Annotated in this window: 22 protein-coding genes; 15 read left to right on the top strand and 7 right to left on the bottom strand. The window is 72.7% G+C overall.

Annotation, left to right across the window (positions count from 1 at the left end; all coding sequences use genetic code 11):
• Nucleotides 1-65: 65 nt before the first annotated feature.
• Complete coding sequence (locus ABT381_RS02180) at nucleotides 66-977, bottom strand: arabinan endo-1,5-alpha-L-arabinosidase (RefSeq protein ID WP_351586719.1); 912 nt, start codon at nucleotides 975-977, stop codon at nucleotides 66-68.
• 252 nt (nucleotides 978-1,229) lie between these two features.
• On the opposite strand from ABT381_RS02180, the gene ABT381_RS02175 reads away from it, so the two are divergent.
• From ABT381_RS02175 to mug, 11 genes are all read left to right on the top strand, one after another.
• Nucleotides 1,230-2,156 carry an LLM class F420-dependent oxidoreductase gene (locus ABT381_RS02175; protein WP_351586638.1) on the top strand — a complete coding sequence of 309 codons (927 nt, stop codon included), beginning with the start codon at nucleotides 1,230-1,232 and terminating at the stop codon, nucleotides 2,154-2,156.
• Between the two features lie 226 nt (nucleotides 2,157-2,382).
• Nucleotides 2,383-3,735, top strand: coding sequence for a hemolysin family protein (locus tag ABT381_RS02170; RefSeq protein WP_351586636.1), 1,353 nt, complete (start codon nucleotides 2,383-2,385; stop codon nucleotides 3,733-3,735).
• Complete coding sequence (locus ABT381_RS02165) at nucleotides 3,732-4,751, top strand: hemolysin family protein (RefSeq protein WP_351586634.1); 1,020 nt, start codon at nucleotides 3,732-3,734, stop codon at nucleotides 4,749-4,751. The genes ABT381_RS02170 and ABT381_RS02165 overlap by 4 nt, the downstream gene beginning before the upstream one ends.
• 51 nt (nucleotides 4,752-4,802) lie before the next feature.
• Nucleotides 4,803-5,573: an SGNH/GDSL hydrolase family protein gene (locus ABT381_RS02160; protein ID WP_351586632.1), complete on the top strand. Its 771-nt coding sequence runs from the start codon at nucleotides 4,803-4,805 to the stop codon at nucleotides 5,571-5,573.
• Between the two features lie 196 nt (nucleotides 5,574-5,769).
• Nucleotides 5,770-7,242, top strand: coding sequence for an extracellular solute-binding protein (locus ABT381_RS02155; protein ID WP_351586630.1), 1,473 nt, complete (start codon nucleotides 5,770-5,772; stop codon nucleotides 7,240-7,242).
• Between the two features lie 2 nt (nucleotides 7,243-7,244).
• Entirely contained in the window at nucleotides 7,245-8,129 is an 885-nt protein-coding gene (locus ABT381_RS02150; protein ID WP_351586628.1) for a carbohydrate ABC transporter permease, read from the top strand.
• Entirely contained in the window at nucleotides 8,126-8,980 is an 855-nt protein-coding gene (locus tag ABT381_RS02145; RefSeq protein ID WP_351586626.1) for a carbohydrate ABC transporter permease, read from the top strand. The genes ABT381_RS02150 and ABT381_RS02145 overlap by 4 nt, the downstream gene beginning before the upstream one ends.
• A gap of 44 nt (nucleotides 8,981-9,024) precedes the next feature.
• Nucleotides 9,025-10,041 (top strand): NAD(P)-dependent alcohol dehydrogenase, encoded by a 1,017-nt coding sequence (locus ABT381_RS02140; RefSeq protein ID WP_351586624.1) that lies wholly within the window; start codon nucleotides 9,025-9,027, stop codon nucleotides 10,039-10,041.
• Nucleotides 10,042-10,098: 57 nt separating this feature from the next.
• Complete coding sequence (locus tag ABT381_RS02135) at nucleotides 10,099-10,941, top strand: DeoR/GlpR family DNA-binding transcription regulator (RefSeq protein WP_351586622.1); 843 nt, start codon at nucleotides 10,099-10,101, stop codon at nucleotides 10,939-10,941.
• A gap of 59 nt (nucleotides 10,942-11,000) precedes the next feature.
• Entirely contained in the window at nucleotides 11,001-12,434 is a 1,434-nt protein-coding gene (purB, locus tag ABT381_RS02130) for an adenylosuccinate lyase (protein ID WP_351586620.1), read from the top strand.
• A gap of 13 nt (nucleotides 12,435-12,447) precedes the next feature.
• Nucleotides 12,448-12,999, top strand: a complete 552-nt coding sequence (mug, locus tag ABT381_RS02125; RefSeq protein WP_351586618.1) for a G/U mismatch-specific DNA glycosylase — start codon at nucleotides 12,448-12,450, stop codon at nucleotides 12,997-12,999.
• On the opposite strand, the gene ABT381_RS02120 is transcribed toward mug, so the two are convergent.
• Complete coding sequence (locus ABT381_RS02120; RefSeq protein WP_351586616.1) at nucleotides 12,941-13,408, bottom strand: hypothetical protein; 468 nt, start codon at nucleotides 13,406-13,408, stop codon at nucleotides 12,941-12,943. The genes mug and ABT381_RS02120 overlap by 59 nt on opposite strands.
• A gap of 116 nt (nucleotides 13,409-13,524) precedes the next feature.
• Here ABT381_RS02120 and ABT381_RS02115 point away from each other — a divergent pair, with 116 nt between their 5' ends.
• Nucleotides 13,525-14,679 (top strand): ROK family transcriptional regulator, encoded by a 1,155-nt coding sequence (locus ABT381_RS02115; RefSeq protein WP_351586614.1) that lies wholly within the window; start codon nucleotides 13,525-13,527, stop codon nucleotides 14,677-14,679.
• A 34-nt stretch (nucleotides 14,680-14,713) separates the two neighbouring features.
• On the opposite strand, the gene ABT381_RS02110 is transcribed toward ABT381_RS02115, so the two are convergent.
• Together ABT381_RS02110 and ABT381_RS02105 are read right to left on the bottom strand one after the other, a co-directional pair.
• The gene (locus ABT381_RS02110; protein WP_351586612.1) at nucleotides 14,714-15,466 is read right to left on the bottom strand and encodes a GntR family transcriptional regulator; all 753 of its coding nucleotides are present in this window, start codon (nucleotides 15,464-15,466) and stop codon (nucleotides 14,714-14,716) included.
• A 261-nt stretch (nucleotides 15,467-15,727) separates the two neighbouring features.
• On the bottom strand, nucleotides 15,728-16,615 hold the full coding sequence (locus ABT381_RS02105; RefSeq protein ID WP_351586610.1) for an RNA polymerase sigma-70 factor: 888 nt from the start codon (nucleotides 16,613-16,615) through the stop codon (nucleotides 15,728-15,730).
• A gap of 180 nt (nucleotides 16,616-16,795) precedes the next feature.
• On the opposite strand from ABT381_RS02105, the gene ABT381_RS02100 reads away from it, so the two are divergent.
• A complete protein-coding gene (locus ABT381_RS02100; protein ID WP_351586608.1) occupies nucleotides 16,796-17,698 on the top strand; it encodes an alpha/beta fold hydrolase in 903 nt (300 codons plus the stop codon).
• A 14-nt stretch (nucleotides 17,699-17,712) separates the two neighbouring features.
• Here ABT381_RS02100 and ABT381_RS02095 read toward each other — a convergent pair whose 3' ends face one another.
• Together ABT381_RS02095 and ABT381_RS02090 are read right to left on the bottom strand one after the other, a co-directional pair.
• A complete protein-coding gene (locus ABT381_RS02095; RefSeq protein WP_351586606.1) occupies nucleotides 17,713-18,918 on the bottom strand; it encodes an MFS transporter in 1,206 nt (401 codons plus the stop codon).
• 91 nt (nucleotides 18,919-19,009) lie between these two features.
• The gene (locus ABT381_RS02090; RefSeq protein ID WP_351586604.1) at nucleotides 19,010-19,606 is read right to left on the bottom strand and encodes a TetR/AcrR family transcriptional regulator; all 597 of its coding nucleotides are present in this window, start codon (nucleotides 19,604-19,606) and stop codon (nucleotides 19,010-19,012) included.
• Nucleotides 19,607-19,819: 213 nt separating this feature from the next.
• On the opposite strand from ABT381_RS02090, the gene ABT381_RS02085 reads away from it, so the two are divergent.
• Both ABT381_RS02085 and ABT381_RS02080 read left to right on the top strand, forming a co-directional pair.
• Nucleotides 19,820-21,403, top strand: a complete 1,584-nt coding sequence (locus ABT381_RS02085; RefSeq protein ID WP_351586602.1) for an alkaline phosphatase D family protein — start codon at nucleotides 19,820-19,822, stop codon at nucleotides 21,401-21,403.
• A 159-nt stretch (nucleotides 21,404-21,562) separates the two neighbouring features.
• On the top strand, nucleotides 21,563-22,831 hold the full coding sequence (locus tag ABT381_RS02080; protein ID WP_351586717.1) for a GNAT family N-acetyltransferase: 1,269 nt from the start codon (nucleotides 21,563-21,565) through the stop codon (nucleotides 22,829-22,831).
• Here ABT381_RS02080 and ABT381_RS02075 read toward each other — a convergent pair.
• The gene (locus tag ABT381_RS02075; RefSeq protein ID WP_351586600.1) at nucleotides 22,731-24,017 is read right to left on the bottom strand and encodes a trans-sulfuration enzyme family protein; all 1,287 of its coding nucleotides are present in this window, start codon (nucleotides 24,015-24,017) and stop codon (nucleotides 22,731-22,733) included. The two genes, ABT381_RS02080 and ABT381_RS02075, sit on opposite strands and share 101 nt — an antisense overlap.
• Nucleotides 24,018-24,036: the final 19 nt, after the last annotated feature.

Genomic DNA, 24,036 nt, shown 5'->3' with positions numbered 1-24,036 from the left:
AAGGGTTTGCCACAGAGATTCTGAAACGATTCAGGCCGGAGGGCAAGGGGGCGGGACCGTTCCCGTCAGTACGCCGTCGGCCAGCCCCCGCTCCAGTTCAGCAGGTTGACGCCGAGCTTGGGCGTGCCGGCGTCGTTGCCGTCGTAGTAGTGGTAGACGAGCAGGTCACCGTCGCCGTCGGGCATGATGTCCTGCCCGCCGGGGCCGATCACGGAGCCCTGTGACGCCATGACCACGGTGCCGCCGTTGTCGGTCATGGGGACGCCGTTGCGGTCGTAGTACGGGCCCGTGGGGCTGGTGGCCCGGCCGACCTTGATCTTGTACGTGGAGCCGGTGCCGTTGCAGCACGTGTCGTACGAGGCGAAGAGGTAGTAGTAGCCGTTCCGCTTGACCACGGTCGGACCCTCGACCGCCTTCGTGCCGGTCGGGCGCGCGGCCAGCGAGTAGCGGGTGGTGTCCCCCGCGTAATGCTTGCCGCTCGCCGGATCGAGGCGGATCATCTTGATCCCGCTCCACCAGGACCCGAAGGCCAGCCACCACTTGCCGTCGCTGTCGACGAACAGGTCCGGGTCGATGGCGTTGTAGTCGCTGCTCGAGGTGGAGGAGTGGACGATGCCCTGGTCGCGCCAGCTGCCCGGCAGGCCGGTCGAGGAGGTGGCGAGCCCGATGGCGGAGGTGTTGGAGCCGAAGCCGGAGACGGCGTAATACATGAGGTACCGGCCGCCCTGGTACGAGATGTCGGGCGCCCACGGGTCGTTCGTGGCCGAGTACCGCGACCACCAACTCGGGGGCGCGGAAAAGGCGTTGCCGTTGCGACTGAAGGCGGTGCGGTCGGTGGAGGTGCGGGCTTCCAGGTAGCCATGGGTGGAGTAGAGCAGGTACCGGCCGTCCGGCGTGCGGAGCATGGTCGGGTCGTGGACGACGACGTCGCCGGTGACCTTGCCCGGGCCGGGATAGGCGGACGCGCTCGACGGCATCAGAGCGAGCAGGACGGCGGCGGGCACGGCGAGGAACGAAGATCTCAGGCGGGGGTGGCGCACGCGGTTCTCCTCTGCTCGGAGATTCGCACGGCATGTCGTTCGAAATACCGAACCATGCCCGCGACTTCGAACGGGAAGCTAGGGAACAAGCGAGGGCACGTCAACGCTTTGCGCAGAGATTCCTGTACCGAGTGCGCGGAAGGGGCGGCAGCCGGAATAGGCCGCGGGCCGCGGTGGGTTGTCATCTGCATGACTTCCTCAGCCCGGTCCACGACGCCCTCCTCCGGGACGGCCGCCTCCGACAACGACGCGCCTTTCGGCCGCATCGGCATCTGGAGCGGCGCCCTGCGTTCCCAGGACGCCGAGGGGCTCGCCCGGATCTCCGATGCGGTGGCGGAGCTCGACGAGCTCGGGTTCGGCACCGTGTGGCTGGGCGGCAGCCCGTCGGTGGCCGATGCCCGCAAGGTCGTGCAGGCCACCCGGCGCATCACGGTGGCCACCGGAATCCTCAGCATCTGGGACCACGACGCGGCCACCGTGGCGGCGGAGACCGCCCAGCTGGAGAAGGAGGCGCCGGGGCGGTTCGTCCTCGGGATCGGCGTCAGCCACAGCGCGCTCGCGCCGCAGTACGCCAAGCCGTACTCCGCGATGGTCTCGTACCTGGACGGGCTGGACGCGGCGCCGGAGCCGGTGCCGGCTGCGCGGCGGGTGCTCGCGGCCCTCGGGCCGAAGATGCTGCGGCTGGCCGCCGACCGTGCCGCCGGGGCGCACCCCTACCTGGTCACCGCGGAGCACACCGCCCAGGCCCGGGCCGCGCTCGGCGGCGAGGCGCGGCTCGCGCCGGAGCTGAAGGTGGTGCTCGACACCGATCTGGAGCGGGCGCGCGCCACGGCCCGCGAGACCCTCGCGATGTATCTCCAGCTGCCCAACTACACCGACAATCTGCTGCGGCTCGGCTTCGCCGAGGAGGACCTCGCCGGCGGCGGCAGCAACCGCCTCCTCGACGCCCTCTTCGCGCTGGGCGATGTGGAGACCGTCACGGCCCGGCTGGATGCCTACTACGCCGCGGGCGCGGATCATGTCGCCCTGCAGGTCCTCGACGGGGACCGGCACGCCGGTCTGCCGCGCGCCCAGTGGCGCGAGCTCGCCACCGCGCTCGGGCTGACCGCCGCCTGACGCCTGACGCCTGAAGGACCGCAGCGGCCCGGGACCCGTCCGGTCACCGGGCCGCTGCTTTGCTGCTCCTTTACTATGGATAGTCCCCCCGCTGTCGGATACACGGATTCCGCGGCGCATTTCCCGAGGAAAGGTGTGAGCGTCCAGCCATGGGCGACCCTCCCAGTTGCAGTCGACATAGCGCGAACCTCCCGGTCCTGTTCGATCATGGGACGGAGGTGACCCGATGACCGAGCTGCTCCTGTTGGCCGTGGCGCTCCTGCTGACCCTGGCCTGCGGCGTCTTCGTCGCCGCCGAGTTCTCGCTGACGACCGTCGAGCGCAGCGAGCTCGAACGCGCTGTCGAGCGCGGCGAGCGCGGCGCGGACAGTGCCCTCAAGGCCGTACGCGGCCTGACCTTCCAGCTCTCCGGCGCCCAGCTGGGCATCACGGTGACCGGCCTGGTCATCGGCATGCTCGCCAAGTCCTCCATCGCCGCGCTGCTCACCGGCCCGCTGGAGGCCGTGGGGCTGCCGCGGTCCGCGGGCGAGAGCGTCGCGCTGGTCCTCGGTACGGCCATTTCGACGGTCGTCCTGATGGTCGTCGGCGAGCTGGTGCCGAAGAACTGGGCGATCTCCAGCCCGCTGCCCATCGCCAAGCGGGTGGCCACGCTCCAGCGCGGCTTCAGCGCCGCGTTCAAGCCGCTGATCGGCCACCTGAACAACACCGCCAACCGTGTGGTGCGCCGGATGGGCCTGGAGCCGGCCGAGGAGCTGGCCTCCGCGCGCGGCCCGCAGGAGCTGATGGCGCTGGCCCGGCACTCCGCCAGGGAGGGCGCGCTGGAGGCGGACACGGCCGAGCTGTTCGTCCGTACGCTGAACCTCGCCGACCTCACAGCCGAGAACGTCATGACCCCGCGGGTGCAGGTCACGGCCCTGGACGTGCAGTGCACCGCCGAGGACGTGGCCAACGCGACCCGCGCCACCGGCCTGTCCCGCTTCCCGGTCTACCGCGGCAGCCTGGACAGCATCGTCGGCGTGGCGCACATCAAGGACGTCCTGGCCATACCGGCCGAGCGGCGGCGCCGGCACCCCATTGCCGCGATGCTCCGCGAGCCGCTGCTGGTACCGGAGACGCTGCCGGTCAACGAGCTGCTGGACCGGCTGTCGGGCAAGCGGACGATGGCCGTGGTGATCGACGAGTACGGCGGCACGGCCGGCGTCGCGACGCTGGAGGACATCGTCGAGGAGGTCGTCGGCGAGGTCGTCGACGAGCACGACCCGATGGAGACCCCGGACCTGGCCCCGGCCGGCGTGGACGAGGACGGCCGCAAGATGTACGACGCGGACGGCGCGGCCCGTTCCGACCAGCTGGAGCGGATCGGCCTGCGGATGCCGGAGGGCCCGTACGAGACGCTCGCCGGGCTGATCGCCACCGAGCTGGGCCGCATCCCGGAGGACGGCGACGCGCTGTCCGTCGCGGGCTGGCGGATGGAGGTCGTGGACGCGTCCGGCCACCGCGCCGCGCGCGTACTGCTGCACGCCCCCGCCGCCGGTGCCGACGAGGACGGCCGGCGCACGCACGAGGAGGCCGCCCGATGACCGCGCTGCAGCTCTTCATCGGCCTGCTCACGCTGGTCGTCAACGCCTTCTTCGTGGGCGCCGAGTTCGCGCTGATCTCGGTGCGCCGCAGCCAGATCGAGGCCTACGCCGAGGAGGGCGACCGCCGGGCCCGCAGCGTCATATGGGGCCTGCAGCACGTCTCCGCGCTGATGGCGGCGGCCCAGCTGGGCATCACGCTGTGCACGCTGGTGCTGGGCGCGGTCGCCGAGCCGGCCATCGCCCACCTCCTGGAGCCGCTCTTCCACGTCACCGGGGTACCGGAGTCCCTGGTCCACCCGGTGTCCTTCGTGATCGCGCTGGCCCTGGCGACGTATCTGCACATGCTCTTCGGCGAGATGGTGCCGAAGAACATCGCGCTGGCGGCGCCGGTGCGCAGCGCGCTGCTGCTGGGGCCGCCGCTGGTGGCGATGGCGCGGGCGCTGCGCCCGGTGATCTTCGCGGTCAACTCGTTCGCGAACGGGCTGCTGAAGCTGTTGCGGGTGGAGGTCAAGAACGAGGTCGCCGCGACCTTCTCCGACGCCCAGCTGGTCAAGATGGTGGAGGACTCCTCCGACGCGGGCCTGCTGGACGACCGGGGCGCCGAGCGGCTGCGGGACGCGCTGGAGCTGGGCCGCCGCCCGGTCCGTGACGTGGTCCTGCCGGCCGAGAAGGTGGTCTCCGCCCGGCTGGGCATCACCCCCGAGGGGCTGGAGGACCTGTCCGCGCGGTCCGGCTTCTCCCGCTTCCCCGTCGTGGACGCCTCCCGACGCATCCTGGGCTATCTGCACGTCAAGGACGCGCTGGACGCCATGCCGCGGGACCTGCCGTTCCAGGTGTCGTCGATGCGCCCGATCGCACGGGTGCGGGCCGCGACGCCGCTGGACGACGTCCTGACGGCGATGCGCGGTTCGCGTACCCACCTGGCCGCCGTGATCGGCGACGACGGACGGCTGGCCGGGCTGGTCACGATGGAGGACGTGCTGCGGGAGCTGGTGCTGCAGCACCGGCCGGCGTAGCTCCATGCCCTGCGCGAGCGATCCTGTACTGCGTATAGGATCGCTCGCGCCATGGAGATGAGTGCTCAGTACACCAGTTTTGTCGCGGTCGGGGATTCCTTCACCGAGGGGATGTCGGACGCGCTGCCGGACGGCTCGTACCGCGGCTGGGCGGACCTGCTCGCGGCCCGCCTCGCCGCCCGTACGCCCGGCTTCCGCTACGCGAACCTCGCCGTGCGCGGCAAGCTCATCGGCCAGATCGCCGAGGACCAGGCGCCGGCCGCGGCGGCCATGGGCGCCGACCTGGTCACGCTGGTGGGCGGCCTGAACGACGTGCTGCGGCCGAAGTGCGACGTGCCGCGGGTGTGCGCGCTCCTGGAGGAGGCCGCGGCGCGGCTGGCGCCGAGCTGCAAGCAGCTGGTGCTGATGCGCAGCCCGGGCCGGCAGGGGCCGGTGCTGGAGCGGTTCCGGCCGCGGATGGAGACGCTCTTCGACCACATCGACGCGGTCGCGCGGCGGCACGGCGCGCTCGTCGTGGACCTCTACGGCTCGGCGTCGCTCGGCGACCCGCGGCTGTGGGCGGACGACCGGCTGCACCTGACGGCCGAGGGCCACGAGCGGGTCGCCGAGGCGGTCTGGCAGGCGCTGGGCCTCCCGCCGGAGGCGGAGTGGGACGCGCCGCTGCCGCCGCCGGTGCCGCCGGGCTGGGTGGCCCGGCGCGCGGCGGACGCGCGGTTCGCCCGGACGCATCTGGTGCCGTGGATCGGCCGCCGGCTGACGGGCCGGTCGAGCGGTGACGGCCGGCCGCCGAAGCGCCCGGACCTCCTTCCGTACGACGACTGACCGGACGCCGCCGACAGGCGGGGCGTCGCGTGATCCCACGCGGCGCCCCGCCTTTTTCGTATGTCCGCGTACACCGACGGAACGGCACCGCCAGCCAGAACTTCACGCAAGATGTGTTAACACAGAAGATCTCTTCTGCTAAGAATGCTGCCTGTCTCTGTTGGCGCACGCCCCGTCCCCCGAGGTACGCACCCTCATGCCTGCATTCCTGCCTGCCCGCTCCCCCGCCACCCGGCCACCGGTCGGCCGGCGCTCCCTGCTGCGCGGCGCCGCCGCCGTCGGGGCCGCCGGGCTGCTCACCGCCTGCGGCCGCGCGGCCGGCGCGTCCTTCGACGCCGGCGCCGCGCCCTGGCGGCGGTACGCCGGTACCACGCTGAACTTCATCTCCGAGAACACCGCGCCCACCGCCGCGATCGCCGCGAACCTCGCGCCCTTCACGCGGCTGACCGGCATCCGCGTCAACATCGTCACGCTGGAACTGTCCGCGCTCGCCCAGAAGGTCGCGCTGGACCTGGCGTCCGGCAACGGCGAGTACGACGTGGTGTACGCCGACCCGTACCAGGTCCTCGCGCCGTACGCGCCCGCCCTCGCCGACCTCCGGGAGTTCCAGGAGAACCCGGACCTGCCCCGGCTGCCCGGCGGGTTCGGCGACTTCGTCGGCACGCACCTGGACGCGGCCGGGCGCTTCGAGGACCGGGAGAAGGTACTGGCGCTGCCGTACGACTCGGCGACCATGATCTGGCAGTACCGGGCCGACCTGTTCACGAAGTACCGCGACCGGATGGCCGGTGACCTCGGGTTCGACCCGATGCCGTCGGACGGCACGACGTGGGAGCAGTACTACGCGATCGCCCGCTGGTTCAACGAGCACACCGACGAGGTGAAGTACGGGACCGGGCATCAGGCGAAGCAGCACGACTCGCTGATGTGCGACTTCTCGAACGTGCTGTGGGCGTACGGCGGCGACTACTTCGACGACGGCGCGCGGGTCGGGAGCCTGGGCGCCACCGATCCCGGGCGGTGCCGGCTGGGGTCCGAACGGGCCGTGGCCGCGGCCGAGTTCTACCAGCGGCTGCTGAAGATCGCCGACCCCGGGTCGCGGACCTGGGACTGGGACGGGCTGGGCGCCGCGTTCCGGGCCGGACGCATCGCGATGTGCCCCAACTTCCACGAGTACGCGGCGTCCAACGAGGCCGTCATGCCGGGCAAGGTCGGGTACGCGCGGCTGCCCAAGGGGCCCGCGCGGGCCGCCGGCATGTACGGCGGGACCGGCATCGCGATATCCGGCGTCGCCCCCAAGCGCCGCCGCGAGGCCGCCTGGCTCTTCGCCAACTGGGCGACGGCACCGAAGACGCAGCTCGCCGGGCTGGCGAGCAAGGTCGGCGGCGGCACCCCGACCCGTACGTCGGTGTACGCGGAACGCGCGGTCCTCCGCGCCGAGCACCGGCCGACGAAGCTGCCCAACATGCTGACCGCGAAGGCCGTACGGGAGACCTGGCGGCCGGCCAACATCGGGCTGCGCCCCAAGATCCCGATGTGGAGCGAGTGCGACACGGTCGTCTACACGCAGCTGTCCGGGCTGATCGCCGGGGACGCCTCCCCGCGCGCGACGATGCGCGCCACCGCCGAGCGCATCGACCGGATCACGGCACGAGGGTGGGTGGCCTGACGATGCGCCTGCCTTCCCTGCGAGCCGTACCCGGCTTCCACGGCCGCATGATGGCCCCCGGCATCCTCGTCCTCGCCGCCGTCTCCGTGCTGCCGTTCGTGGCCGTGGTGGCCATGAGCTTCTCCCGCGTGCACCTGCTCGGCGGCCTCGGCCTGGAGGGCGTCGGCCTGGACAACTGGGGGCGGCTGCTGGCCGACCCGGACATGGCCTGGGCCTGGGCGCGGACCGCCGCGTACTTCGTGCTCACCGTCGGCGGCGAGATGGTGCTCGGCACGCTGCTCGCGGTCTGCCTGTGGCGGCTGCGGCGCGGCCGCAACGCGGCGCTGAGCCTGATGCTGCTCCCGATGTTCGTCGCGCCCGTGATCGTCGGGCTGCTCGGCCGCTTCCTCACCGACTCCACGTTCGGCCTGTACAGCTGGCTGCTGCGGCAGGTCGGATACCACGGCGACATCATGGGCGACCGGACCAGCGCGTTCACGGCGGTCACGCTGATGGACATCTGGGAGTGGACGCCGCTGATCGCGCTGATCGCGCTGGCCGGGCTGACGTCCGTGCCGTCCAGCGTGCTGGAGGCGGCGGCGCTGGACGGGGCCGGCATGGTGCGCACGCTCCGGTACGTCGTGCTGCCGTCGATCACACCCGTGCTGCTCGTGGCGCTGCTGATCCGCTCCATGGACGCGCTGCGCTACTTCGACATCATCTGGAACACCACCGGCGGCGGCCCGGCCGACGCCACGAAGGTCGCCTCCGTACGGCTCTACGAAACGGCCTTCCGCTTCTTCGACTTCGGGTACGCCGCCGTGACCGGCCTGCTGATGCTCGCCGTGACCACCATCGTCGCCCGCTTCTTCGTCCGCCTCCTCGAACGGAAGGAGCTGCCGCGATGACCACCGCCACCGCCGCTCTCGAGCGCGGTACCCGTACCGCCCGCTGGACCGTCCGCGTCCTCGTGCTCGTCGCCCTCGCCTGGACGCTCGTACCGCTGGGCTGGATGCTGCTGTCGTCCCTGAAGGCCACCGGGGAGGTCACCGCGCCGACCCCGAGCCTGTCGTTCGCGCCGACGCTGGAGAACTACCGGCGGCTGTTCAGCGGCGGCAACTCGCTCTGGCCGTACCTGCGCAACAGCGTGGTCGCGGCAGGCGCGTCGGCGCTGCTGGCCACCGCGCTGGGCGCGCTCGCCGGGTACGGCCTGGCCCGCAGCCGGATGCGCGGCAAGCACCACCTGTCGTTCTGGATCATCTCCACCCGGATGGCGCCGATCGCGGCCGTGGTGCTGCCGATCTTCCTGATCTTCCGCTACCTCGGGCTGATCGACACCCTCCCCGGCCTCGTGCTGGCCTATCTCTCCTTCAACCTGCCGTTCGCGATCTGGCTGCTCAGCGCCTTCTTCGCGGAGGTACCGCCGTCCCTGGAGGAGTCCGCGCTGGTCGCCGGGTGCGGCAACTGGCAGGCGTTCCGGCACGTCATCCTGCCGCTGACGCGCCCGGGCCTGGTGACCACCTTCGTGCTGTGCCTGGTGTTCTCCTGGAACGACTACGCCTTCGCCCTGGTCCTCAGCGGACCGCACACCCAGACCCTGCCCATCGCCGCCAGCCAACTGGTCACCCAGACCGGCATCGACTGGGGGCAGCTGACCGCCATCGGGACCGTCGTGGTGATCCCGATGATGCTGGTCGGCCTCGCTGTACGCCGGTGGCTGGTCACCGGCCTGACCATGGGAGCCGTGACCGGAGAATGACCCCTGTTTCTGATACTTCTGACACTTCTGGTCTTCCCGAGACCATGCGGGCCGCCGTGCTCGTCGCGCCGAAGCAGCTGGAGATCCAGCAGCGGCCGGTGCCCAGGCCGGGCCCCGGCCAGGTGCTCGTACGCGTCGAAGCCGTCGGCGTGTGCGGCTCCGACGTGCACTACTACGAGCACGGGCGGATCGGCGACTTCGTCGTCCGCTCCCCCATGGTCCTCGGGCACGAGCCGGGCGGCACGGTCGTCGCCCTCGGGCCCGGCGCCCGGCGGCACACGCCGGGGCAGCCGGTCTCCATCGAGCCGGGCGTGCCGTGCGGCCGCTGCACCCAGTGCCGGCAGGGCCGGTACAACCTCTGCCCGGACGTCTCCTTCTACGCGACACCGCCGGTGGACGGGGCGCTGTGCGAGTACGTCGCCGTGGACGAGGACTTCGCGCATCCGGTGCCCGAGTCGCTGGGCGCGGAGGGCGCGGCCCTGCTCGAACCGCTGTCGGTGGGCGTGTGGGCCTCGCGGAAGGGGCGGATCGCGCCGGGGTCGCGGGTGCTGGTGACGGGGGCCGGGCCGATCGGGCTGGTCGCCCTGCAGAGCGCGCGGGCCTTCGGGGCGAGCGAGGTCGTGGTCACCGATGTGGCGCCGCAGCGGCTCGCCGTCGCCCGCGAGCTGGGCGCCACCGCGACCGTCGACGCGCGGCAGACGCGGCTCGCCGACACCGGGTACGAGCCGGACGTCCTGCTGGAGTGCTCGGGCGCGCCGGCCGCCGCCGAGGAAGGGCTGCGCGCGCTCGGCCGGGCAGGGCGTGCGGTGCTGGTCGGGATGGGCGGGGACACCATCCCGCTGCCGCTCGCGCATGTGCAAAACTTCGAGATCGAGGTCACCGGTACGTTCCGGTACGCCAACACCTGGCCGACGGCCATCTCCCTGGCCGCGTCCGGCGAGGTGGACCTGGGCCGGCTGGTCACGCACCGGTACGGCCTGGAGGACAGCGCGGTGGCGCTCACCGCGGGCGCCGCCGACCCGACCGCGATCAAGGCCCTGGTCCGCCCGCAGACCGGCTGACCGGCTGAGGGCGGCGCGGGGCCTCGCACGAGGGACCGCACGAGGGAAGGAGGCCGGGTGCCCGCCAAAGCCCGGCTGTCGCAGGCAGCCGTCGAGGACCGCCGCCAGGACGTGCTCAAGTACGTCGTCGAGCGGGGCGAGATGCGCATCGACGACCTCGCCGCGCACTTCGGCCTCAGCCTGATGACCATGCACCGCGATCTCGACGATCTCGCGGGGCGTGATCTGCTGCGCAAGGAGCGCGGGCGCGCGGTCGCCTTCCCCGCCCTGACCATGGAGACCGCCACCCGCTTCCGGGAGGGCGCGCACCGCGAGGTGAAGAGCGCGCTGTGTGCCGCCGCTGCCGGGCGGATCCGGCCCGGCAGCACGCTGCTCATCGACGACTCGACCACGCTGTACCCGCTGGCCGGCCTCCTGGCGGAGATCGACGGGCTCACCGTCGTCACCAATTCGGTGGGGCTGGCGCAGCGGCTGACCTCGGCGTCCAGCGGCTCCGGAGCGTCCGGCGCGTCGAGGCGATCCGGTCCGGAGGTGACGCTGCTCGGCGGGCAGTACCACGGCGACTTCAACTCCTGCACGGGACGCGAGGTGACACGGGGGCTCGCGCGGATCCACGCGGATCTGGCGCTGATGTCCGCGACGGCGGTGCACGGCGGCCGGCTGTTCCACCCGCTGCCGGAGTTCGTCGAGGTCAAGGAGGCGATGCTGGGGGCCGCCACGGGCAGCCTGCTGCTCGCCGACCACTCCAAATTCGGCAAGACCGCCACCTACTGCTACGGGAACGCCGCGCTGTACGAGGCGGTGATCACCGACACCGGCACGGCGGCGCGCGAGGTCGCCGCCGTGCGTGAGCTGGGGGTCGAGGTGGAGACGGTGGCGGCGGAGCCGTGCGGCTTGTAGCAAGCCACAATCCGGACCGTGGCGCCGGCCTGCGCAAACGAACAGTAGAATCGGCTCACGTGACTGCAAAGCCCCGCATCCCCAATGTCCTGGCCGGCCGCTACGCCTCCACGGAGCTGGCCGTCCTGTGGTCCCCCGAGTACAAGGTCAAGCTGGAGCGGAAGCTGTGGCTCGCCGTGCTCCGCGCGCAGAAGGACCTCGGCGTTGAGGTGCCCGAGCAGGCCCTCGCCGACTACGAGCGAGTCCTGGACAACGTCGACCTGGCCTCCATCGCCGAGCGCGAGAAGGTCACCCGGCACGACGTGAAGGCCCGGATCGAGGAGTTCAACGCCCTCGCAGGGCACGAGCAGGTCCACAAGGGCATGACCTCCCGCGACCTGACCGAGAACGTCGAGCAGCTCCAGGTCCGCCTCTCGCTGGAACTGATGCGGGACCGCACCGTCGCCGTGCTGGCGCGCCTGGGCAAGCTGTCGGCCGAGTACGCCGAGCTGGTCATGGCCGGCCGCTCGCACAACGTCGCGGCCCAGGCCACCACCCTCGGCAAGCGCTTCGCGACCGGTGCCGACGAGCTGCTCGTCGCCTACGCCCGCCTGGAAGACCTCCTCTCCCGTTACCCGCTCCGCGGCATCAAGGGCCCGGTCGGCACCGCGCAGGACATGCTCGACCTGCTCGGCGGCGACGCCGGCAAGCTCGCCGAGCTGGAGCAGCGCATCGCGGGCCACCTCGGCTTCGCGCAGAACTTCACCTCCGTCGGCCAGGTCTACCCCCGCTCCCTCGACTACGACGTGGTCACCTCCCTGGTGCAGCTGGCCGCCGCGCCCTCCTCGCTCGCCAAGACCATCCGCCTGATGGCCGGCAACGAGCTGGTCACCGAGGGCTTCAAGCCCGGCCAGGTCGGCTCCTCGGCGATGCCGCACAAGATGAACACCCGCTCCTGCGAGCGCGTCAACGGCCTGATGGTCATCCTGCGGGGCTACGCCTCGATGGCCGGCGAGCTCTCCGGCGACCAGTGGAACGAGGGCGACGTGTCCTGCTCCGTGGTGCGCCGCGTCGCGCTGCCGGACTCCTTCTTCGCGCTGGACGGCCTGCTGGAGACCTTCCTGACCGTCCTGGACGAGTTCGGTGCCTTCCCCGCCGTGGTCGCCCGCGAGCTGGACCGCTACCTCCCCTTCCTCGCCACGACGAAGGTCCTCATGGGTGCCGTGCGCGCCGGCGTGGGCCGCGAGGTCGCGCACGAGGCGATCAAGGAGAACGCCGTCGCCGCCGCGCTCGCCATGCGCGAGCAGGGCGCCGAGCGCAACGAGCTGCTGGACAAGCTCGCCGCCGACGAGCGGATCCCGCTGGACCGCGACCAGCTGGCCGAGGCGATGGCCGACAAGCTGTCCTTCACCGGCGCGGCCGCCGACCAGGTGGCGGCCGTGGTCGCGCGCATCGAGGAGATCGCCAAGGCGCACCCCGAGGCCGCGGCCTACACCCCCGGCTCCATCCTCTGATCCGAGGCTCCCCATGCCGCGCTTCACCCCCGAAGAGCTGGAAGCCGCTCGTGACCGCCTCGTCCCCGACGTGGCCGCGAGCGGTCTCCGGGTGCTCTTCTGCGGCATCAACCCGGGCCTGATGTCGGCCGCGACCGGCCACCATTTCGCCCGGCCCGGCAACCGCTTCTGGCCCACGCTGCACGCCGCCGGCTTCACCCCCCGGCGGCTGCTGCCCGCCGAGGAGCAGGAGCTGCTGCGGTACGGCGTCGGCATCACCAACGTCGTGCAGCGGGCCACGGCCCGCGCGGACGAACTGACGCCGGAGGAATTCGCGGAGGGCGGCCGCCAACTGGAGGAGAAGGTGCGCCGGCTGCGGCCCGCGTGGCTGGCGGTCGCCGGGGTCACCGCCTACCGCGCGGCCTTCGGCGACAAGCTCGCCAAGGTCGGGCCGCAGGAGCGGACCATCGGCGGCGCCCGCATCTGGGTGCTCCCCAACCCCAGCGGTCTGAACGCTCACTGGAATCTCACCACCCTGGCGGAGGAGTACGGCCGGCTCCGCGCGGCGGCGTTCGCCGAGGAATAGCGGACCCGGCGCCGCCCGGCCGGACCGCTGCGACCAGCTCGTACGGCAGGCAGGGGCCCGCCCTCCCCAGCGCCGTGGCCACCCAGCTCTCCCCCACTGTCCATGTGTGCAGCGTCGTGGCCAGGGCGCTGAGGTCGGCCAGCGGCGGCCGGACCGGTAACCCCATCGCCGCGCGCTCCAGATGGGGCGTCAGGTCGATGACCTCGGGCTCGCCCCAGCGTAAGGACAGCAGGCCGTTCAGCGCCGTCAGCTCCGCTCTGAACTCCTCCTCCGCCACCCGTTCGTCGGCCGGATCGGCGTCCCAGAACTCCCCGCTCGTGCGGAGCGTGAGGAGCCGGCAGCCGTCGCCCGGCCCGGCGAGCGAGCTGTCGATAGCGGTCACATGGCACGTGAGCTGTGTGGTCGTCATGTCCCCCAGTAAAGCTCCAGGGTCTGACAATTGCCGTCCGGCGGCCGCCCGGGGCTCGCCGCATACCGCCTGACCGGCTACGATCCCGCCAACACGCGAGGCGAGGGAGACGGACGTTGGGGCGGCTCACCGGAGGGGACCCCTCCCTGCTGCGGCGGATCAACTCCGCGGTGGTACTGCACACGCTGCGCGCCGCCGACTCCCCCACTTTGACCCAGTTGGTACAGCTCACCGGCCTGTCCCGGCCCACCGTCGAGGGCGTCGTGGAGGGCCTGATCGAGTCCGGGCTGGTCGTGGAGGCGCCGGCCGAGGAGGGCGCGCGGCGGCAGGGCCGGCCCGCCCGCCGGTTCCGTTTCCGCGCCGAGGCCGGGCACCTGCTGGGCATCGAGATCGGCGCGCACCGGGTCTCGGCGCTGCTGTCCGATCTGAGCGGCCGCGTACTGGGATCGGTCCAGCACGACGTGGACGAATCGGCCGCGGCCGACCGGCGGTTGGCCTGCACCCGGGACACGGTCGCCGACCTGCTGCGGCAGGCGGGCGTGGCCCGCGACTCGCTGCGCGCGGTGGGCGTCGCGGGCCCCGGCATCGTGGAGGCGGACGGCACGGTACGGCTGGGTACCGCGCTGCCGGGCTGGACGGGGCTGCCGCTGGGCGACCGGCTGCGCAAGTCCTTCCGCTGTCCGGTCCTGGTGGAGAACGACGCCAACGCGGCCGCGGTGGCCGAGCACTGGAAGGGCGCGGCGGCCGGCTCGGACGACGTGGTGTTCGTACTGGCGGGGCTGAGTCCGGGCGCGGGTTCGCTGATCGGCGGGCGGCTGCACCGCGGCTTCGGCGGCGCCGCCGGCGAGATCGGCGCGCTGCATCTGCTGGGGCGCGGGGCGACGCCGGAGACGCTGTTGTCGACGACCGGCGAACCGTTGCACCCGCTGGACGAGGCGCAGGTCGCACGGGTGTTCACGCTGGCGCGCGAGGGCGACGCGCGCGCCCGGGACGCGATGCGGCGCTTCATCCAGCGGCTGGTGCACGACGTGGCCGCGCTGGTCCTCGCCCTCGATCCGGAGATCGTCGTGATCGGCGGCTGGGCGGCCGGCCTGGACGGCGTACTGGCCCCGCTGCGCGAGGAGCTGGCGCGCTACTGCCTGCGCCCGCCGCAGGTCGCCCTGTCGGCACTGGGCGAGGCCGCGGTGGCGACCGGCGCCCTGCGCCTCGCCCTCGACCACGTCGAGGAGCAGCTGTTCGCGGTGGAGGGGACGGTCACGGCCCGGCGGTGAGCACCAACAGGCCGCTGAGCTACCGGTGAGCCGTTCAGCCCGTCAGTACCGCCAGGTCGTCGCGGTCCCCGAAGGTGAGGCGGCAGGTGTCGGCGCGGTAGGTGGAGACGGAGACCGCGGTGGTGCGGCCGCCGGTCACATAGCGCGTGGTGACCACCAGTACGGGCGCGCCGGGCAGCCGGTCCAGCTGCTTGGCGTCCTCGGCGCGCGCCGAGCCCAGTTCCACGGCGCGCTCCTCGCCGTCCAGGTCGAGCCGCTGCAGTTCCTGCAGTACGGCGCGGGCGCGGGCCACCGGGCCGGTGGCGGCGGCCGTCGCCAGGCCGGGGACGGACTCGGCCGGTACGTAGAGCAGTTCGGCAGCGACCGGCTGGCCGTTGTCGACCCGCGTGCGCCGCACGATGTGCACGGTGTCGCCCGCGCCCACCCCGAGGGGCTCCGCGACGGCCGCCGGGACCGCGCCGCCGTCCACCGCCGCCGCGTCGACCGGCTGCCAGGCGTCGCCGGGCGCGCCGGGCCAGCTGTGTCCTGAGCGGTCCACGGGCACGCCCATACGGGGCGGCGCAACCGTGGTGCCCACGCCGCGGCGGCGCTGCAGCCTGCCTTCGAGTTCGAGCTGTTCGAGCGCCTGCCGGAGCGTGGCGCGAGCGACCCCGAAGCGGGCCGCGAGGTCCCGCTCGTTCGGCAGCACCTCGCCGACCGCGAACTCCGAGTCGAGCGCGTCAGTGAGCACGGTCTTGAGGTGCCAGTACTTCGGTTCCTGCACCGTGTCGAGCTGCGTGGTCCCCACCCTGTCCTCCGCGTTCGCCGTGTCCCGGGTCCGTCCCCCGGGGGTGCCCCCGGCATCGGCCAGGGGTTTTGAGCGCTTCTTTATTAAAGGTTGTTGAAGTATGCCTGCGACGATATGAGCGACCCCACACTTGGTCAAGACCAATGGGCCATCCGATGCCGTAGCGTGACCGACTCAACACGGTTGGAGACGGCCGGTGGGCGTGCGGGAGCGCGACAGGGCCGGCGGCACACCGGCCGCCGGCCCTGCAGAGGGGCGATCTCAGGCCGCTGCCGGTACCGCCGTCAGCTTGTCCGGGTTGCGGACGACGTAGACCGTCTGGATGCGGCCGTCGGCCACGTCGAGCTGGAACACCGTGTCGACCCGGCCGCCGACCCGCGCCACCAGCGCGAACCCGCCGTTGAGCTCGGCGAAGCCGAACCGCATGTCCGCAGCCGGGTCCTTGGAGACGGCGACCAGGAACCGCCCGACCTTGTCCGCCGTCTCGATGACGCGCAGCGGCGCCTTGGCCTTGCCGCCGCTGTCGCCGACCAGCCGCACGTCCTCGGCGAGCAGGCCGATCAGCCCCTGGAGGTCGTCGCCGGCCGCGGCGGCCAGGAAGCGCTCGGTCAGATCGCGTTGGCGCTCGGGGTTCACCTCGAAGCGCGGCTTGCGCTCCTCCACGTGGCGCCGGGCCCGCCCCGCCAACTGGCGCACCGCGGCCTCGCCCCGCTCCAGTACGGACGCGATCTCCGCGAACGGATAGCCGAACGCCTCGCGCAGTACGAAGACGGCGCGCTCCAGCGGCGAGAGGGACTCCATGACGACGAGGACCGCGAGCGTGACGGACTCGGCGAAGACAGCGCGGTCGGCGCTGTCCGGGACGGCGCCGCCGAAGTCCGTCGCGACGGGCTCGGGGAGCCATGGCCCCACGTACGCCTCGCGCCGGGCCTGCACTTGGCGCAGCCGGTCGATCGCGAGCCGTGTGGTGACCCGCACGAGGTAGGCGCGCGGCTCCCGTACCGCGTCGTGGTCGGCGGCCGACCAGCGCAGCCACGCCTCCTGGACGACGTCCTCGGCATCGGCCACCCGGCCGAGCATGCGGTAGGCCACGCCCTGGAGCACGGGGCGGTGTTCTTCGAAGACATCGGTCGCGGCGTCGGTCAGCACTCCCTCATCCCACCCGTACGCTTGCGCCTTGTCCAGCGGATTCAGCGCGGCCGGGGAATTCGCGTCCGCCCGCTACCCACCGGTAACGATTGCTGACATGGTGTCTCTTGGGCCGCCCCCGCGTTCGGCCCTCCCCCAGCGGCTTCCCCTCCCCCTCGAATCCCCCTCGAAGGAGCCCCCATGACGACCGCAAGGACCGCTCCGACCGCCTCCACGACCAGGACCGCTCCGATCGCCACGGCCTCCTCCCTTCTCGTCTCCCCCGACGACGGCCGGCCGCCGTTCACGGTCGCGTACGAGCGCAAGGGCGCCGGCGAGCCGGTCGTGCTGCTGCACGGCATCGGCCACCACTACCAGGCGTGGGAGCCGGTGTTCAGCGTGCTGGCCGCGTCGCACGACGTGATCGCGCTGGACCTGCCGGGCTTCGGCGCCTCCCCCGCGCTCCCGGATGGTGTGCCGTACGGCCTGGCGTCGGTGGTCCCGCTGCTGACCGACACCTTCGCGGCGCTGGGCGTCGAGCGGCCGCACGTGGTGGGCAACTCCCTCGGCGGGCTGCTGGCGCTGGAACTGGGGCTCACCGGGGCCGTGCGGTCGGTGACGGCGCTGTCGCCGGCCGGCTTCTGGACGGAGGCCGAACGCCGTTACGCCTTCGGAGTCCTGACGGGGATGCGGGCCGGGGCGCGGGCCCTGCCGCCGCCGGTGGTCGAGGTGCTGGCCCGCTCGGCGGCCGGCCGGGCGGCGCTGACCGGCTCGATCTACGCACGCCCCTGGCGCCGTTCACCGGCCGCCGTGGCGGCGGAGACCCGCGCGCTGCGGGAGGCGCCCGGCTTCGCCGCCACGCTCGCCGCGGGGCGCGGCCCCGGCGTGCTGTTCCGCCACGACATACCGGACGTCCCCGTGACCATAGGCTGGGGCACCCGCGACCGGCTGCTCCTGCCCCGCCAGGGAGTGCGGGCCAAGCGCGTGATCCCGGGTGCCCGCCTCGTCCGCCTCCCCGGCTGCGGCCACGTCCCCATGAACGACGACCCGGCCCTGGTCGCCAGGGTCATACTCGACACGGTGGCACCGGCCGGGGTGCGCTGACCCGCAGCGCCCGCTCACTGAACGAGGCACACCGGCGCCGGCGGCGCCGCCTCCACGGCGTCCACGTCCTCGGCAGGCGCCGGCCTCGCCCGCCGCACCACATCCGGTACGAGCGTCGCGATGCCGACCGCCGCCAGCGCCGCGCCCAGCCACAGCGGAGCCCGCAGCCCGAAGGGGCCGATGGCCAGGCCGCCGAGGGACGAGCCGACGATGACGCCGAAGGTGATGAAGGAGGAGTGCACGGTGTTCACCAGCGGGCGGGCGTTGCCGGCCCGCTGGACGCGGGTGACCAGCGCGGGGTTCATGGTCACCCCGACCAGGCCGATGCCCAGCAGGCACAGCACGGCCGGCACCCGGAAGCCGGCCAGCGCGGCGAAGCCGGTGAGGAAGAGCAGGTTCAGGGTCAGGCCGGTCAGCAGGACCGGGAGCGTGTACCGGTCGGCGAGGCGGCCGACGACGAGGTTGCCGAGGACGGTGGCCGCGCCGTACGCGATGAGCAGCAGCGGCACCGTGCCCGCACCGAACCCGGTGATCCCGGTGAGGACGGGATTGAGGTAGCTGAAGGCGGAGAACGTGGCGCCGATGACGAACGTACTGGTGGAGAGCGTCAGCCAGAGCCGGGGGCGCCGGAAGACGGCCAGTTCGGCGCGGAAGTCCACCTTCTCCTCGGCGTGTTCGAGGCGCGGCACGCCGGCCGCGGTGGCGAGCGCGGCGAGTACGGTGAGCCCGGCGACGGCCCAGAACGCCGCGCGCCAGCCGAAGTGCTCGCCGGCCAGGGTGGACAGCGGCAGCCCGAGGAGCGTGCCGAGCATCAGTCCGTTGAGCGCCACGGAGACGGCCCGGCCGCGGACCTCCGGGCGGGTCAGCTGGGCGCACATCGAGATCGCCACACCGAAGAACGCCTGGGAGGCGATGCCGGTGACGATGCGGGCGGCCATCATGACGGCGTAGCCGGAGGCGGTGGCGGCCAGTACGTTGCCCGCCAGGAAGACGGCGAACAGTACGGTCAGCGCGCGCTTCGGGGGGACTTTCAGCAGGGCCACGGTGAGGAACGGGCCACCGAGCGCCATGGCCGCCGCGAAGGCCGTGATGAGGTACCCGATCTGCGGGATGGTCGCGTCCAGCCCGGCCGCCATCTGCGGCATCAGCCCGGCGACCAGGAACTCACTGGTCACCATGGTGAAGATGCCGAGGGCGAGGACGTAGATGGCACGTGGCACGGATGTGCTCCTTGGTGTGCGTCGCTGATTGTTTTGGATCGATCGGTTCAAAATTTGGGCAGCAGAAAACGCGCCCCCGCACCCGCGTACTTCAAGGCAGCAGCGCCGCCACGGCCGTCTCCGCGATGGACTCCAGGACAGCGCGGTCCGCGCCGCCCTGGCCGGAGACCCGCATGCCGCCGATCACCGCGTTGATGAACCGGGCGAGCGCCTCCGCGCTCCGGGTGGCGGCGATCTCGCCGCCGGCCTGCCCGGCTTCCAGTACGGCCCGCAGGGCGCCGAGCCGGCGCGCCGTGTCGTGCTCCAGCATCGCCGCCGCCTCGGCGTCCCGGCCGGCCAGCTCGACCGTGGTGTTGACGGTGAGGCAGCCGGGACTGCGGCCGTCGGCACGATTGCCGAGCTCGTCGTCGATCACCGCGGCGAACAGCGCCCGAATGCGGTCCAGCGGCGCGCGCTCCGGGTCGTCGAGGATGCCCAGCTGACGCATCGTCATGGCGTCGATGTAGCGGGCCAGTGCGCGCGTGAACAGGTCGTGCTTGCTGTGAAAGGTGTTGTAGATACTGCTGCGGCCCAGGCCCGTGGCGGCGCACAGGTCCTGGGTCGAGGTGGCTTCGTAGCCGTTCGCCCAGAAAGTGCGCATCGCGGCGTCCAGGGCCCGTTCCTCGTCGAACATCCTCGGTCGGGCCATGCGAGCACCATATCAGGTTTTGGAACGCCTGGTGCAATACTCAGTGCGCGGGCAATGGCGTGGACCCTGGCCATTGCCCCGCCCGCTTGCGACCATGGGCCGGTTCCGCGTTTCCGTGCCGCGTCACCTGGTTGTTCACTGTGCGTTCGGTTACGGGGCACCGGGCACCGGTACGAACAGGACAGCACAGAACACCGAGCAACGGAGGATCACATGGCGCAGGGAGCGGCAGCAGGCGACAGAGCCTTCGGGCGGCGTTCGGTGCTGCACGGGGCGGCGGCCGCGTCCGCGGCGCTCGCACTGCCGGCGATCGGCTGCGCGGCCCCCGCTCAGGCGCGCACCGGCCGGCCGAGCGCCGACTGGGGCGTCCAGGTGGGTGATGTGACGACCGGCTCGGGGCTGGTGTGGGTACGGTCGGACCGCCCGGCGCGGATGACGGTGGAGACCGCGGCGACCGAGTCGTTCCGCAACGCGCGCACCTGGCACGGCCCCGTGACCGGCGCGGGCACGGACTTCACCGGGGTCACCTCGCTGCACGGCCTGCCGCCCGGCGAGCAGATCCACTACCGGGTCACGCTCGCCGACCCCGACGACCCGCGGCACACCGGCGAGCCGGTGACCGGCACGTTCCGCACGGCGCCCGTGAAGCGCGGCGAGGGCGTGCGGTTCCTGTGGTCCGGTGACCTCGCGGGGCAGGGCTGGGGCATCAACCCCGACCGCGGCGGTTACCGGATCTACGAGGAGATGCGGCGCCGGAACCCGGACTTCTTCCTGTGCAGCGGCGACAACATCTACGCCGACTCGCCGATCCAGGCCAGCGTGACGCTGCCCGACGGGCGGGTCTGGCGGAACGTGACCACCGAGGAGAAGGCGAAGGTCGCCGAGACCCTCGCCGAATTCCGCGGCGCCTTCCGGTACAACCTCCTGGACGACAACCTGCGGCGGTTCAACGCGCAGGTGCCCACGATCACGCAGTGGGACGACCACGAGGTGCACAACAACTGGTATCCGGGGCAGATCCTGGATGACGACCGGTACACGGTGAAGGACGCGGACGTGCTGTCCGCGCGCTCGCTGCGGGCGTTCAGCGAGTACTTCCCGATCCGCACGCTGCGCCCGGACGGGCAGGGGCGGGTGTACCGGGTGGTCAACCACGGGCCGCTGCTGGACGTGTTCGTGCTGGACATGCGGACGTACCGGAACGCCAACTCCGACGGGCGGCAGACGGAGGACGCGCAGGGCATCCTGGGCGCCGAGCAGCTGCGGTGGCTCAAGCGGGAGCTGTCGCGGTCGCGCGCGGTGTGGAAGGTGATCGCGTCCGACATGCCGCTGGGGCTGGTCGTGCCGGACGGCAAGACCCGCTTCGAGGCGGTGGCGCAGGGCGACCCGGGGCAGCCGCTGGGGCGGGAGCTGCAGCTCGCGGAGTTGCTGCGGCACATCAAGCACCGGCGGATCACGGGAACGGTGTGGCTGACGACGGACGTGCACTACACCTCGGCGCAGCACTACGACCCGTCGCGGGCGGCGTTCAAGGACTTCGAGCCCTTCTGGGAGTTCGTCTCCGGGCCGCTGAACGCGGGCGGGTTCCAGGCGCTGAAGCTGGACGGGACGTTCGGGCCCGAGCAGCGGTTCCTCAAGGCGCCGGACCGCGCGAACACCTCGCCGGCCGAGACGCCGCAGTACTTCGGCGAGATCGACATCGACGGCGGGAGCGGGGAGCTGACGGTGCGCCTGCGGCAGGACAGCGGCGAGGTGCTGTTCAGCCAGACCCTGCAACCGGGGCGAGTCGGACAGTAGCGGCGTTCGGCTCGATTGGTTCGATTGGTTCGAAGGTGCCGGGAGGGGCAATTGTCTCCTTTACCTGGCGGACACAGAGCGTTTGTGATCATGCAACACCGGTCGGTGATGCTGGAGTGCATGACTGAGGAAATCCAGCACTGCCATGCCCGCCGTTCGATGTGGCGGCGGGCGGCCGCCCGCCTCGCCGCCGGCCGCCCCCTCGGGTGGTCACGCCGCCACGAACACGCTCCCCCGCCGGGCGATACCGGCGCCGCGGCCTCGTCGGCTCCCGCCCTCGCCGAGGGCGCGGAGCTCCCCGAGACGACGCTGTGGCGCATGCGGACGACCGTACGGGACGAGCCGGGCAGCCTGGCCGCGCTCTGCCAGGCGCTGGCCGCGCACCGGGTGGACATCCTGAGCCTGCAGACCCATCCGCTGTCGGACGGCACGGTGGACGAGTTCCTGCTGCGGGTGCCGGGCACTCCGGAGCGGGGCGTACTGGCGGGCGCGGTGACCGCGGCGGGCGGCCGGGACACCTGGCTGGAACGCGCCGATGCCCATGATCTGGTCGACGCGCCGGCCCGTATGCTGTCCCTGGCCACCCGAACGGCTCTGGACTCCGCGGAACTGCCTCTGGCGTTGCGGCAGTTGCTGGGCCGTTGCACCATCCACTCGGTACCCGCGCGCACGCTGAAGGGCGAGCTGCTGGCCGAACGAGTGCCGGACGACGGCGTACTTGAGGACCACACCATGAAGTTCCGCGACCCGTCCGGGGGTTCCCTCACCATCGAGCGGCCGCAGCTGCCGTTCACCCCCACCGAGTTCGCCCGGGTCCGGGCGCTGGTGGAGCTGGACGCGCGGCTCGGCCAGCGGGTCCCGGAGCGCCGGGACACCCTCACCCTCCCCGAGGGCAGCCCCATCACCGTGCGCCGCGCCGACCCCTCCGACCTGGCGGCCGCCCGGGAGATGCACGACCGCTGCTCGGAGCGGACGCTGTCGCTGCGCTACCACGGGCCGGTGCAGGACGCCGGCCGTTACCTCGACCACCTGCTGAGCCCGCGGCACGGCCGCACGCTGGCCGTGGAGACCGCCTCCGGGCGGCTGGTGGCGCTGGGCCACCTGCTGTGGGACGGCGACGAGACCGAGGTGGCGCTGCTGGTGGAGGACGCGTGGCAGCGCCGCGGCATCGGCGCCGAACTGCTGGAGCGGCTGGTCGGGATGGCCGCCGAGACGGGCTGCGAGAGCGTGTACGCGATCACGCAGGCGTCCAACACCGGGATGGTGGCGGCCATGCGCGGCCTGGGGCTGCCGCTGGACTACCAGGTCGAGGAGGGCACGCTGGTGATCACGGCCCGGCCTGCGGGGCTGCGGCGCCGGCCGGAGCCGCGCGCCGTCGGCCGGTCGCTGCCCGCTCCCGCCGTGCCGGACGCGGCAGCGCGCCGCTGAGGCCGCCCGGACCGCCGAGTGCCGCGTCCAGGTCCTGCCACAGGTCCTCGACGTCCTCCAGGCCCACCGACAGCCGCAGCAGCTGTTCGGAGATGCCGCCGGCCGTGCGGTCGGCGGCTTCGACGACGCGGTGACTGATCGAGGCCGGGTGCTGGAGGAGCGTGTCGACGCTGCCGAGACTGACCGCCGGGGTGATCAGACGCACCCCGGCGGTCACCTCGTGCGGGTCCCCGCGCACCTCGAACGCGACCATCGCGCCGCCGAGCTTCGGGTAGTGCACCCGGGCCACGCCGGGATGGGCGGCGAGCCGCCGGGCCAGCTCCGCCGCGGTGGCGGACGCGGCCCGCATCCGTACGGGAAGGGTGGCCAGCCCGCGCAGCAGCAGGTAGCCGGCGAGCGGGTGCAGCACGCCGCCGGTGGTGAACCGCACCTGCCGCAGCCGCCGCGCGAATTCCTCGTCGCAGGCCACCACGCCACCCAGCACGTCGCCGTGGCCGCCGAGGTACTTGGTCGCGCTGTGCAGTACCAGCCGCGCGCCGGCCTCGGCGGGGCGCTGCAGTACGGGGGTGGCGAAGGTGTTGTCGGCCAGCAGCGGCACGGAGCCGCAGGCGTGCGCGACGGCCGCCAGGTCGGTCTCGGCGAGCGTGGGGTTGGCCGGGCTCTCGACCATGACCAGGCCGGTGTCGGCGCGCAGCGCGTCGGCGATGCCGGCCGGGTCGGTCCAGGTCACCTCGGTACCGAGCAGCCCGCCGGACAGCAGGTGGTCGCTGCAGCCGTACAACGGGCGGACGGCGACGACGTGGCGCAGTCCTTCGGCGTGCCGGACGAGGAGGCAGGCAGTGAGGGCCGCCATGCCGCTGGCGAAGGCGACGGCGGACTCGGTGCCTTCGAGGCGGGCGAGGGCGGTCTCGAAGCGGGCGACGGTGGGGTTGCCGAGCCGGCCGTAGACGGGCGGGCCCTCGAACTCGGCGCCGGTGGCGGCGAAGGCGTCGAGCCGGGCGGCCTCGGCGCGGCTGTCCGCCGAGGGGTACGTGGTGGACAGGTCCAGCGGGGCCGCGTGCAGGCCCTGCGCGGCGAGGTCCTCGCGGCCCGCGTGCACGGCTTCGGTGGCCAGGGCGCGGGGCAGGGGGTCGGGGGCGGTGACGGCGGTGATGGCGCGGTCCGGCCGCGCGGCTGATCGGGTCATGCTCCGATGCTGGTCGGGG

This window comes from Streptomyces sp. NPDC000151 (assembly GCF_040301705.1).
Classification (GTDB): domain Bacteria; phylum Actinomycetota; class Actinomycetes; order Streptomycetales; family Streptomycetaceae; genus Streptomyces.
Note: the sequence above shows the minus strand (reverse complement) of the source record. Positions and strands in the feature narration are given on the sequence as shown.